This window comes from Alteromonas sp. AO-Serp, assembly GCF_017849675.1.
GTDB lineage: Bacteria > Pseudomonadota > Gammaproteobacteria > Enterobacterales > Alteromonadaceae > Alteromonas > Alteromonas macleodii.
This window is the reverse complement of the sequence record NZ_JAFLMX010000355.1, coordinates 1-10,360: the sequence shown is the minus strand read 5'-3', so window position 1 is coordinate 10,360 and position 10,360 is coordinate 1. Positions and strand designations below refer to the sequence as shown.

Sequence of the window (10,360 nt, the reverse complement as noted above, 5' to 3'; positions counted from 1 at the left end):
ATCAGCAAAAGCATGCAGCTGAGCTCGGGGTGGTATATGGCAAAGGGTGTAAAAAGCACGGTTGAAAGACGATTAACCGGTAAGCGCTATCAAAAGTGTGTAGCGTCACTTTTTTGCTGCGTTCTGTTGTCGTTTTTAAACAGCGCGCTCGCGTTTAATGAAGCGCAACCTTCACATACTCAACAAGCTGCACCACAGGCCTCTTTTGCCACTATTGTGGTCATTTACATAAAAGTTGCGGGCACATCTCCACCGGGCACACCAGACTATTTAAAGTCCCCAAGCAATGAGGGGACAGCTGGCGCAAGTGTGGCGATAAAGGATGCCAATATCACGGGAAAATTTCTTGGTTATCAGTTTGAGTTAACTGAAATCAGTGCGTCTTCTATCGGCGAACTGCAAGCTTCTTTAGCTAAAACACGCCAGCACTCTGGTTCAAGTGCTAAAGCGAATCACATAGAAATAAGCAGCAATCAGCAAAGCAACATTGCACCTGTTGTACTACTGGACATGCGAAGCAGTGATAAGGTAAAGGCTGCCTCAATTGAGCAGTTGATTGCCAATATTCAAAGCACGCTTCCTAATGCCGTATTTTTTAACGTAGCTAATAGCGATGATTTGCTGAGACAAAATTCATGTCGCCTGCCCTTGTTTCATACAATCCCCAGTTATCAGATGAAAGCCGACGCGCTAGCCCAGTGGTTTCGCACTAAGCGTATTGACGAGATATTTGCAGTTTACGGAAAAACCGCTGACGATGCTGCATACCTAGCCGCGTTTAAACGCAGCGCTAAGAAATTCAAGCTTTCACTTGTTGAAACTAAACAGTGGCAGGACAGTTTTGATTTACGCAGGGCTGCCTTTGCTGAAATTCCTCAATTTACGCGAACAACCGAAACCTACCAGGCTGTTTTTACCGCTGATAGCGCGGCACAATTCGCGTATAGCCTACCCTTTAACACCTATTATCCCGTACCTGTGGTCGGCGCTGCCGGCCTAAAATCACTAGGTTGGCACTTTACCCACGAACAATGGGGCGCCCGTCAGCTTCAAAGCCGTTTTGATGACGGGTTTGACAGACACATGAATGAAATCGACTTCGCCGCGTATCTTGCGGTAACGGCGGTGGCAAATGCTGCGCAGCAAGGAAGCAATTTAAAGCAGCAGGGAATACTTAAAACCTTGCTTAGCGACCACTATACGCTGGGTGCCTATAAAGGTCGCCCTCTTTCTATTCGCCCCTACACCCACCAATTTCGTCAGCCTATTGCGCTGGCCCACGAAGACGCACTGGTGACTCATGCGCCCCTTGAAGGCTTTCTGCACCAAACCAACGAACTGGACACATTAGGCGCAACACACACTACCTGTAAGGACAAGTTATGAGCTATCGCTTTGCACTCTTGCTTGGCAGTTTAATGGCAGCCTTTGCCTTAGCACTTCCTCAAGCCTTTGCACTTCCTCAAGCGTATGTCACTAACGAAAAAGACAACACGCTATCTGTCATTGATATGACGACATTTGATGTGATTGAAACTATCGAGGTTGGAGAGCGACCCCGAGGGTATATTTTAAGTGCAGACCAGTCCCACGCGTATATCTGTGCCTCTGATGCTGATCGCATTCAAATTATGGATTTGTCTACCCATTCGATCGTAGGCGATCTTCCCTCAGGTGCAGATCCTGAAACCATAGCATTACATCCTAACGGCACCACTATTTACACAGCTAATGAAGACGATGCCCTTCTTACCGTTATCGACATTCCAACGGCTCAGGTCATTTCTCAAATAGATGTGGGCGTAGAGCCTGAGGGGCTTGCTGTGAGTCACGACGGCAGCATGATGGTCGTCACATCAGAAACCACTAACATGGTGCACTGGATAGATACCAAAACGCACGAAAATATTGCAAATAGCTTGGTTGACGCAAGACCCAGAGATGCTCACTTTACCAGAGATGACAAGTACCTTTGGGTAAGCTCGGAAATAGGTGGCACCGTTAGTATTTTCGATACTGCTACTAAGCAAAAAGTGAAGACCCTTTCCTTTGCCATTAAAGGCGTTTATCGCGACAAGGTTCAGCCAGTGGGTATTGTGCTTATGAAAGATAGGCCCTACGCCTTCGTGGCGCTTGGCCCAGCGAATCGCATAGCGGTCATCAATACCGATACCTTCGAAGTGGAAGACTACATTTTGGTTGGGCGACGAGTGTGGCAATTAGCGTTTAATCAAGATCAGTCTTTATTGCTGACCACTAACGGTGTGAGCGGTGATGTTTCTGTCATCAATACCCACACGTTAAACGTAGAGCATACGGTAAAAGTGGGGCGTTACCCGTGGGGCGTGGCGGTTAAATGGAAATAGCGGTTCAAGCGGTTTCACATCAGTACGGCGGCCACCACGCGCTGGACAATATAAACCTTTGCCTAAAACCAGGCTTAACCATGCTGCTTGGGCCAAATGGCGCAGGCAAAAGTACCTTATTTGCGCTTATTACGGGCCTTCAAAAACTCACGCAAGGCAGCATTACCTTTGATGGTGCTACCCTGTCTCAATCTCGCACAAGTATTATGGCGAAAATGGGCGTGGTATTTCAGCAAAGTACCTTAGATATCGACTTATCAGTAAAACAAAATTTGTCCTACTTTGCTTCGCTCCACGGCATAAGTACCACTAGCGCGCTATCTCATATTCAAGGCCTGCTCGACGAGCTCGATCTTACGAGTAAGCTCAACACAAAAGTTCGCAACTTAAATGGCGGGCACAGACGTCGGGTCGAGTTAGCTCGCTGCCTTATTCACAAGCCATCCTTGCTGCTACTAGACGAGCCTACCGTTGGCTTAGACATAGAATCCCGTCATCTTATTTTGCGGGTAGTACAAGCACTCGCTCATTCCCAAAACGTAAGTGTACTATGGGCCACGCATTTATTTGAAGAAGTGAAGCACAACAACAACTTGATAGTCTTATCAAAAGGACGAGTGTTAGCCCACGACCAATGTGAAGCCTTGTTAGCCAAGTATCATCAACAAGATATTGAGCACCTTTGGCAGCATTTGATGCAGGAAGGCTCCTGATGTATTGGCGCTGTTTTGTGGGCGTACTTACCCGAGAGATGCTGAAGTTTTGGCAGCAACGTACACGCCTGTTAAGTGCATTGGTGCGCCCGCTGCTTTGGCTATTTGTTTTTGCCGCAGGGTTTCGTTCGGCCCTGGGTCTTTCAATGACCGAGCCGTACGAGAGTTATATTTTGTACGAAGAGTACATTGTACCTGGGCTTGCCGCCATGATTGTACTTTTTAATAGTATGCAAAGTTCATTGTCCATGGTGTACGACAGAGAAATGGGCAGCATGAAAGTACTGCTGTTAAGCCCGGTTCCCCGCCCTTTTCTGCTAGGCAGTAAGCTTATAGCCAACACCTTGGTAAGCGCTATTCAGGTGTACATCTTCTTTGCCTTTGCGCTTTTACTAGATGTACGCCTATCTGCGTTGGGATACGTTTATGCGTTGCCTGTTATTGCACTACTGTCATTGTTTTTAGGTTCGTTAGGATTATTACTAGCAAACTATATTAAGCAGCTAGAGAACTTTGCCGGGGTCATGAATTTTGTCATTTTCCCGTTGTTCTTTCTATCAAGCGCCCTATACCCGCTTTGGAAAATGCGTGAGGCCAGCGAATGGCTGTATCAGATTTGTGCCTTTAACCCCTTTAGTAGCGGCGTAGAATTACTGCGATTTGCTCTCTATGAAAAACTCGAACACAACGCGCTTGCCGTTGTACTTTGCCTTACGGCTATCACTTTTATTTTCGCTGTGAGAAGCTTTCGCCCCAAAGCCTCAAAAGGGCGTTTCTCGTGATAAAAGCAAACCTAACCTAGTCTAATGAAAGAAATAAAATTGAAACGTTAGACGATAGTGACTGCTTACTAATTTTAACTACACCCACGTTGTTGGCGAGCCAACTCTTTCACTTTTCAACACCCGCAAAGGCATACATTGAGCAGGTTTTTGACGATGAAGGTTTTGCAGGAAATAAAGGCGAATGTGTATTCGTACAAGGCCTTAAGGCGTTTAAAACAAGTTACATCTCAGACACTGAAAACAGCGGAAAAAACAAAATTAGCCATCAATTAGCTGAAGTAAAACGGGTGCTGTTTTATGGTGTCGATTTTGCGTTTTTTGAAGCGTCAGATGCACCCAACGTCTCTAGCCGTGCCTCGACTTTATCTAAAACTAATGACCCTTCCATGGTTAACCGCTCAAGCTACGCTAGCGATTCAAACTCCGCGTTTTATTCGAAAAGCACTAGTGAATTGAAGCAAACTAACGCGCCAGCATTTCGCTACTTAGAACAGCAGTTCGATGCATTGTTTAAAAAGCTTAAAAGCGTGTCGGTAACCTTGGAAAAACTGTCGTTTATGGCGCTTTCTACCACTGAAACAGCAAGCAATGACCCTGTTAACACCATTGCAAGCCACTCACCATTTCTGAGTGCGCTACTTAGAAGCTATTTCAAGCACGGTTATCACTTTAAGGGCTATAAGACGAATAATCGTTCGGTTTCTAGCAGTCGAGCCCGCGATGGCAACAACAACGCAACTAGTGTTGAAAAAAACGCCGCAACTAATGAAGCAATTAACCAAGCAACTGATATTAGAGGCACGCTGTCTCTTGCATTAGATGCCAAGCATTTTAATAAAGCGCAAAAGCGTCTCGTTTCACACACTATCCGCTATGAATCAGCCCTGAATGCCGCGATGACGTGGGCTAAAGATCTCGCCCACATGCCAGCCAACTTATGTACGCCAGATTATCTGGCCGAACAAGCTCTGCATCTGGAGCAAACCTTTAATACGGTGTCTTGCGATATCCTCAATGAAAGTGCGCTAAAGCAGTTAGGCATGAACGGGTATTTAGCGGTAAATGCAGGTTCACAGTTTGCTGCCACCATGCCTATTCTTCGCTATACAGCCAAAGGTTTAGAGAATTCACCGCCAGTAGTGTTAATTGGTAAAGGTGTAACGTTTGACAGCGGCGGCATAACGTTAAAACGCAGCCCTGATATGCGCCATATGATTTACGACATGGCAGGCGCTGGCTGTGTATTGGGCGTCATTCAGGCGGTTGCCACACTGGGGTTAAATATAAATATTGTTGGTATTGTGGCGAGCGCTGATAATGCGATTGATAGCAAAGCCTATCGCCCGGGTGACATCATTACTATGCACTCAGGAAAAACCGTGGAAGTCATGAGCACCGATGCAGAAGGGCGTATGCTTATGGCCGATGCAATCAGCTACGCGAAACAGTTCTCCCCCTCGGTTATTATTGATATTGCAACTCTAACCGGCGCGACCATTAGCGCACTGGGGCACAAAGCCACTGCACTTTTTAGCAACGCTCCAGCGCTTGAAAGTGCGTTAGTTGAAGCGGGTGAACAGGCTAACGACAGGTGCTGGCCTTTCCCACTGTGGCCAGAATATCAAGACGCCATCACCTCTCAACATGCGGATATGATGAATACGGGTATAAACTCTCCCGGTGCTATTTCGGCAGGCTGCTTTCTCTCTCGCTTTGCTGACGGCACGCCGTGGGCTCACCTCGATGTAGCAGGAACCGCTTTTACCTACACCAAATCGTTATCGGCGACCGGCCGCCCTATTCCTTTGCTGTTATCTTACTTAAGCAGTTGCGCAGTCAAAAATAATCAATAAATCATCAAAATTCATGACAGTTCTCCTCCCTTAGGAGGATATCTGTTAACACATATTCAACATATACTCAGTCATGCGTTTAATCATAAAGAAGAGGAACAATTATGTGGACTAAACCCCAATACACAGAAATGCGCCTTGGTTTTGAAGTAACTCTTTACATCAATAACCGCTAGGCAACGCCCTCTGGGATGATGAACAAAAAGGCTGCCGACGCAGCCTTTTTTTACTTGTAGTATGGAGTTGTTATGCACGTATTGATTCTTGGTGCTGCCGCCGGGGGTGGATTTCCGCAATGGAACTGCCACTGCCCAAATTGTAAGGGTTTACGCGAAGGTAAAATAAAAGCGAAAGGCAGAACACAGTCGAGCATTGCTGTCAGTAGTGATGGTAAAAATTGGGTGCTCATTAATGCCTCCCCCGATTTACGGGAGCAGATAAATAGCCACCCGCAGCTGTGGCCCGACGCCCATGTTTCTCGCGGCACACGCATAAGCGCAATTGTGCTTACCGACAGTCAAATAGACCATACTACAGGCCTGCTAACTTTGCGCGAAGGTTTACCCCTTCCCGTTTATTGTACCGATGTTGTGGCCGAAGACCTAACCACCAGCTTCCCGCTTTTTACCGTATTAAAACACTGGCACGGCGGACTACAGCAGCATTCAATTAATACCGATTATCATCAACGCTTTGTACCAAAGGGGGCAGAAGGCCTGACTTTCCAACCCGTGGTATTAGAGTCTAATGCGCCCCCTTACTCGACGTATCGCGACAACATTGTGCCGGGCAACAATATCGGCCTGAAGATAACTGACGACACCACGGGCAACGTGCTTTTTTACGCGCCGGGATGTATGCAGGCAAACGACACAGTAAAACAGGTGATGCGCGAATCTCACTGCGTGCTATTTGACGGTACGCTGTGGGCCAATGAAGAAATGATAGATCACGGCTTTAGCAACAAGCTGGGCACTGATATGGGACACATGCCGGTTAATGGAAAGGGCGGAGCCATTGCGCTGCTAAATGAATTTAACGTTGAGCGTAAAGTACTTATTCATATCAACAACACTAATCGCGTGCTTGACGAAGACTCCAGTGCTTATCACAGCCTGTGTGAGCAAGGCATTGAATTGGCTTACGACGGTATGGAAATTGAGGTGTAGTAATGACAGAACACGCATGGTCTAGACAAGAATTCGAACAAAAACTGAGAGAAAAAGGCGCTTACTACCATATTCATCACCCGTTTCATAAACGCATGAATGAAGGACACTGCAGCGTTGATGAGATTCAGGGTTGGGTGGCCAACCGACTGTATTATCAAATGGCGATACCGGTTAAAGACGCGGCAATTTTAGCGAATTGCGAAGATCAAACGGTACGCAGAACTTGGATCCAACGAATTATCGATCACGATGGACGGGAAGGTGAAGACGGACTGGGCGGCATAGAAGCCTGGTTGCGGTTAGGCGAAGCGGTAGGCTTGAACCGCAGTGAATTACTTGATGAAACCCACCTGTTACCAGCGGTTAAGTTTGCAGTAAATGCCTATGTGAATTTTGCCCGCCGCGCGTCGTGGAAAGAGGCGGCCTGCTCATCGTTAACTGAAATGTTCGCCCCTGAAATACATCAAAGCCGATTAGATACCTGGCCTGGGCACTATACATGGATTGATAGTGAAGGCTTTACCTACTTTCAAATGCGGTTAAGTCAGGCGCGCCGTGATGTAGAGCATGGCCTGCAGATTACCCTTGACCACTTTGTTACCCGACAACAGCAAGAACATGCGCTCAATATACTGCAGTTCAAAATTGATATTTTGTGGAGCATTGCTGATGCCATTTGCTTTGCCTATGAATACAAGAGAAAGCCGTTTGACGGTATTGCCGACCAGCGGGTGTGCCATAAAGGGAGGTTTTAATGATGTCGAATTTACAATCGCAAACCGAACACCACTTAGATGCTGATAGCGTCGGTGCTGATAACGTGGAAGGTAACATTGAAAATAGCAGCAGTCACAACAACGAGGGTGGCCGCACAAGAGACAAAATAGCTTCTTTAAATCCGCTTTTTCGCATGCAGTACGAGAAAGCTCAGGGTTGTTATGTGTTGTTGTTCCCCGAAGGAATGATCAAACTTAATCCTTCTGCGGCAGAAATTCTTAAGCGAGTAGATGGCAGCAATACGGAAAATGCCATTTGTGCTGAGCTTCGCCAAGCGTTCCCTGATGCACCTGAAGATTTAGAAGAAGATGTTCATGCATTTCTACTTCATGCCGAGCAAAAGAAGTGGATCCGCTATGACGAATAATACAGACGTTGATTTACAAGCCGACGTACCAAATAGCATTTCGCCCCCGCTGTGGCTGCTAGCCGAAATTACTTATCAGTGCCCATTGCATTGCCCCTATTGCTCAAACCCAGTAAATATGGAAGAAACATTTAATGAGCTCTCTACTGAGCACTGGGAGCGTGTGCTGCGTGAAGCGAGGGAAATGGGCGCCGTGCAATTGGGCTTTTCTGGCGGAGAGCCATTGCTTCGAAAAGACTTAGAGCATTTAGTTGCTTATGCGCGAGCTTTGGGTTTTTACACCAACTTGATCACCTCTGGCATTGGCATGACAGAAAAACGTATTGCCAAACTCAAAGAAGCCGGCCTTGACCACATTCAGCTGAGCTTTCAGGCAGCCAATGCTGAAGTAAACGACTTAATAGGCAACAAGCGTCACTCATTTGAACAAAAACTTAAAATTGCGAAGCTGGTAAAACAATACAACTACCCTATGGTGCTTAACTTCTGTATTACCGCGCAGAACATTCACGAAATAGAAGACGTGATGGCGCTCAGCGAGCAGCTGAACGCTGATTTTGTCGAGCTAGCTACCGTGCAGTATTACGGCTGGGCCTATGAAAATAGAGACCATTTGCTGCCTACGTCACAGCAGCTACAGGAAGCTGAGGCCGCAGTGAACCGCTACCGCGCGCAACAAAACGGTAAAGGCCCAACCTTCATATTTGTGTCGCCCGACTACTACGAATCTCGCCCTAAGGCATGCATGAATGGCTGGGGCACAACGTTTTTAACCGTAACGCCAGATGGCAGTGCCCTTCCGTGTCACAGTGCAAAGATATTACCCCTTCGTTTTCCTAATGTGAAAGAACGCTCGTTGCACGATATTTGGCACCAAGACTTTAGCTTTAATCATTTCCGTGGCGATAGTTGGATGCCGTCGCCCTGTAGGGACTGCGATGAAAAAGACAAAGACTTTGGCGGCTGCCGATGTCAGGCCTACCTGCTAACAGGTGATATGTATAAGACGGATCCGGTTTGCAGCAAGTCGCCCGACCACCATTTGATGAAAGGCATTACCGATAAAGCAGGTACTGCACCGTCGAAGGCACTACAGTATCGAAAGGTGGAAAAGCCGATTCCCATCTTGGAAGTAAGTGCTACGAGGTAAGTACTAGGAAGTAAATGGGCTGCAATAAGTACGAAACAAAAAGAGATACCGTTAACCCGTAAAGATAAAAGTGTATGTCTGAATTTCATTTCATTGATGCCGGCTCTGGGTCAAAAGTGCATAGCGTTGTTTTTGCGCTAAAAACCCCTGCAGCAGGCCACACTGGGTTGTCTCATTTAGCTGAGCACATGAGCTTTCGACGCTCTCACCCATACCCTGCTGCCCACGAGCTTTTTACGGCCAATACACTTCTGCCTGTTACTATTAACGCTACCACACTCGCCGAGTACACCTTCTTTTTCGCTTCGTCTGAAAAAGCGAACGTGCTGCTTGATGCTGTAAATTACCTGTACTGTGGCCTGCTTAACCGGGATTACGGTACCGATGAGGTTATCTTAGAGCGTGACGGGGTTATTTTTAACGAGCTCGCCATGCTAGAGGCAAACAGCGCCTATGCATTAAACGCCGCTATTCGATTAACTGATACCAATAAAAATGCCTATCAACACGCGGGTGGTTTTACCCAAACCATAGGCAGCAACAGCATTCAAGCGCTTCAAGACTACAAACGCCAGTGGTATCAGCCAAGCAATATCACCACGCTGGTTTATAGTAATTCAGCCCACTTTTTTGAGCAGTGCAAGGAGGTTGTTACAGCCCTGTGCGAAAAAGAAGCCGTGAGCGCAATGAAAGCGCAGAGCGTGGAAACAGCCTTGAGCGCTGAAAAAACCTTGAGCGCGGAAACAGCCCTGAGCGAGAAAGCAGCTTTGAGCGAAGAATCAACACTGAACAGAAACGCCTCTCTGAGTCAGCACGCATCTCAACGCGAACACTCTCAATTAAGCAAAGAAGCCACTCTTGATGCGCAAACGACAAAAGGCAAGAACGAATCAATAAGGCATGTATTAACCTGGTGGTTTCCTCGGTGCTTTTTAAATGGTTTACAACAGCAAGAAGCAACACTTAGCACCGCAGCAGGCCTTGAAAACACCTTATTTATCGACCCCGAAATCAATCAACAAGGTAACTTTGCAATTCGACTCGTGATAAACAAAGCGATTAAGGTAGTAGCAAGCGAGCTTTCGATAGAAGCACTTCCAAAGCTTTCACAAAATCTTACACACAAGCTCGTGAGCGATGATTATGATAAAAGGCTGCGACAACTAAAACATGTGGT

11 protein-coding genes are annotated in these 10,360 nt (G+C 46.8%); all 11 read left to right on the top strand.

Annotation, left to right across the window (positions count from 1 at the left end):
• The coding region (locus QVA83_RS22255; protein ID WP_287498985.1) for a type 1 periplasmic-binding domain-containing protein at positions 1-1,386 on the top strand (1,386 nt) is incomplete at its 5' end.
• Positions 1,383-2,366, top strand: coding sequence for a PQQ-dependent catabolism-associated beta-propeller protein (locus QVA83_RS22250; RefSeq protein WP_287498984.1), 984 nt, complete (start codon positions 1,383-1,385; stop codon positions 2,364-2,366). The genes QVA83_RS22255 and QVA83_RS22250, both read left to right, overlap by 4 nt.
• Positions 2,357-3,079, top strand: coding sequence for a lanthanide ABC transporter ATP-binding protein PedB/LutE (locus QVA83_RS22245; protein ID WP_287498983.1), 723 nt, complete (start codon positions 2,357-2,359; stop codon positions 3,077-3,079). Before QVA83_RS22250 ends, QVA83_RS22245 begins: the two co-directional genes overlap by 10 nt.
• Positions 3,079-3,861 carry a lanthanide ABC transporter permease protein PedC gene (locus QVA83_RS22240; protein WP_015068005.1) on the top strand — a complete coding sequence of 261 codons (783 nt, stop codon included), beginning with the start codon at positions 3,079-3,081 and terminating at the stop codon, positions 3,859-3,861. The genes QVA83_RS22245 and QVA83_RS22240 overlap by 1 nt, the downstream gene beginning before the upstream one ends.
• Positions 3,862-3,953: 92 nt before the next feature.
• Positions 3,954-5,717 (top strand): leucyl aminopeptidase, encoded by a 1,764-nt coding sequence (locus QVA83_RS22235; protein WP_287498982.1) that lies wholly within the window; start codon positions 3,954-3,956, stop codon positions 5,715-5,717.
• A 104-nt stretch (positions 5,718-5,821) separates the two neighbouring features.
• Positions 5,822-5,893 (top strand): pyrroloquinoline quinone precursor peptide PqqA, encoded by a 72-nt coding sequence (gene pqqA, locus QVA83_RS22485; RefSeq protein ID WP_071953288.1) that lies wholly within the window; start codon positions 5,822-5,824, stop codon positions 5,891-5,893.
• Between the two features lie 72 nt (positions 5,894-5,965).
• Positions 5,966-6,886 carry a pyrroloquinoline quinone biosynthesis protein PqqB gene (gene pqqB, locus QVA83_RS22230; protein ID WP_014950672.1) on the top strand — a complete coding sequence of 307 codons (921 nt, stop codon included), beginning with the start codon at positions 5,966-5,968 and terminating at the stop codon, positions 6,884-6,886.
• A gap of 2 nt (positions 6,887-6,888) precedes the next feature.
• Positions 6,889-7,644 carry a pyrroloquinoline-quinone synthase PqqC gene (gene pqqC / locus QVA83_RS22225; RefSeq protein WP_287498981.1) on the top strand — a complete coding sequence of 252 codons (756 nt, stop codon included), beginning with the start codon at positions 6,889-6,891 and terminating at the stop codon, positions 7,642-7,644.
• Entirely contained in the window at positions 7,644-8,033 is a 390-nt protein-coding gene (gene pqqD, locus QVA83_RS22220; RefSeq protein ID WP_239259491.1) for a pyrroloquinoline quinone biosynthesis peptide chaperone PqqD, read from the top strand. Before pqqC ends, pqqD begins: the two co-directional genes overlap by 1 nt.
• Positions 8,023-9,183 carry a pyrroloquinoline quinone biosynthesis protein PqqE gene (gene pqqE / locus QVA83_RS22215; protein WP_239259489.1) on the top strand — a complete coding sequence of 387 codons (1,161 nt, stop codon included), beginning with the start codon at positions 8,023-8,025 and terminating at the stop codon, positions 9,181-9,183. Before pqqD ends, pqqE begins: the two co-directional genes overlap by 11 nt.
• A 74-nt stretch (positions 9,184-9,257) precedes the next feature.
• Positions 9,258-10,360, top strand: a 1,103-nt coding sequence (locus QVA83_RS22210; RefSeq protein ID WP_287498980.1) for an insulinase family protein, incomplete at its 3' end; no start/stop codon positions are given.